Origin of the sequence: Roseivivax halodurans JCM 10272 (genome assembly GCF_000521785.1) — a bacterium.
Classification (GTDB): domain Bacteria; phylum Pseudomonadota; class Alphaproteobacteria; order Rhodobacterales; family Rhodobacteraceae; genus Roseivivax; species Roseivivax halodurans.
The window spans coordinates 1-1,604 of sequence record NZ_JALZ01000107.1 but is presented as its reverse complement, the minus strand read 5'-3'; the positions used below and the strand labels follow the sequence as shown (position 1 = coordinate 1,604).

General features: G+C 66.7%; 1 protein-coding gene. It reads left to right on the top strand.

The features are described 5' to 3' along the window. Positions 1 to 84: 84 nt before the first annotated feature. Positions 85 to 1,125 carry an IS110 family RNA-guided transposase gene (locus tag OCH239_RS21325; RefSeq protein WP_037267497.1) on the top strand — a complete coding sequence of 347 codons (1,041 nt, stop codon included), beginning with the start codon at positions 85 to 87 and terminating at the stop codon, positions 1,123 to 1,125. Positions 1,126 to 1,604: the final 479 nt, after the last annotated feature.

The following is a 1,604-nucleotide window of genomic DNA, read 5'->3' as shown; positions in this document are numbered from 1 at the left end:
GACGCGCGCGAGGCTTTCAAGATGTCGTCATGGGGCGGCCAGGGCCGGATAGGCTGACGCTTCCACATCCCAGAGGAGGACGGCATGAAGACCTACATCGGCATCGACGTTTCGCTCGCGAGCTCGGCAGTCTGCGTGCTCGACGAATATGGGCAGGTCGTGAAGCGGGCACAGATCGACAGCGAGCCCGAGGCGTTCATCGCATTCCTGCAGGACCTGCCGTGGCCCGTCGAGGCGATCGGGCTCGAGGCCGGTCCGTTGTCGCAGTGGCTCCACCGCGGCCTGGGCGAAGCGGGCTTCGAGCTGATCCTGATGGAGACCCGCCAGGTGAAGGCCGTTCTGAAGGCCATGCCGGTCAAGACCGATCGCCGGGATGCCGAGGGCATTGCGCGGCTGCTGCGCATGGGGTGGTTCAGGCCGGTCCATTGCAAGTCCGTGTCCGCCCAGGAGATGCGCGCCCTGCTCAGTGCCCGAAAGGCTGTCCAGAAGGCAGCCCTCGACATCGAGCAGTCGTTGCGCGGGGTCCTTCGCAATTTCGGGATGAAGCTCGGTCCAGTTGGGAAGGGCAAGGGGCGCTACGAGGCGCGTGTCCGCGAGTTGGTCGCGGGGAATTACGCGCTGGAGGCTGCCGCATCGGCCATCCTGGGTGCCCGGGCGATGCTGCGCGACAAGCTGACGGCACTTGACCGCAGGGTGCTCGAGCTTGCCCGCCAGGACGAAGCCTGCCGGCTGATGATGACGATGCCCGGCGTTGGCGCCGTGGTCGCCCTGACGGTCCGCGCGGCGATCGACGACCCGGCCCGGTTCCGGTCGTCGCGGGAAGTGGGACCGTGGGTCGGCCTGACGCCCCGCCGCGAGCAGTCCGGAGAGCGAGATATAATCGGACGGATCACCAAGGCAGGGGATGCCGGATTGCGCACGGCGCTCTTCAACGCGGCCACTGTGATGATGAACCGTGCGAGGCCGTGCTGGCTTAAGGCATGGGGGATGCAGGTTGCCAAGCGCCGCGGCTCGAAGCGCGCCACAGTGGCCGTCGCACGGCGTATCGGGGTCGTGCTTCATCGCATGTGGCTGGATGGCACCGAGTTCCGCCCCCAGCGTGATCCGGTCACGGCCGCCGCCTAAGGCGTCAAACCGCACAGGAAAAAGGAGAAGGCCAGCTCCTGGCAGGATCCGTCCCGCCACGACGAAGTCCCCACCGGGACGCGGTTTCCGGAGACGCCGGATATGTCCCAGCCCCCGGGCGTTTTGTCCGAGAGCGTTTTCAAGATGGGCGCCCGGGAACCGATCTCACCGACATCATGTAGGCGGCCTGCGCGCCGACCACGGACGGAAGCATGACACCGGTATGGGACTGGGAGTGGAAGTGATGGCGCTGCGGAAGGAGCACGCTGCGGAAGGAGCACATGGCTCTGCACAGGACCAACGCGGCTGTCGGCGCGGGCGGCGCTCCGATATTTGGTGTCTCCGCGCCGCCCGCGCCTCGCGTTCCGCAGCCAGCCGGGCAATTGCGGAAGCCTTGCCGTGCAGATTCCGGATTGACGGCCGGGGCCCCAAGACGGAAGAGACATATATCTCCGCGCAACCGTCCATTCGTCATTGGT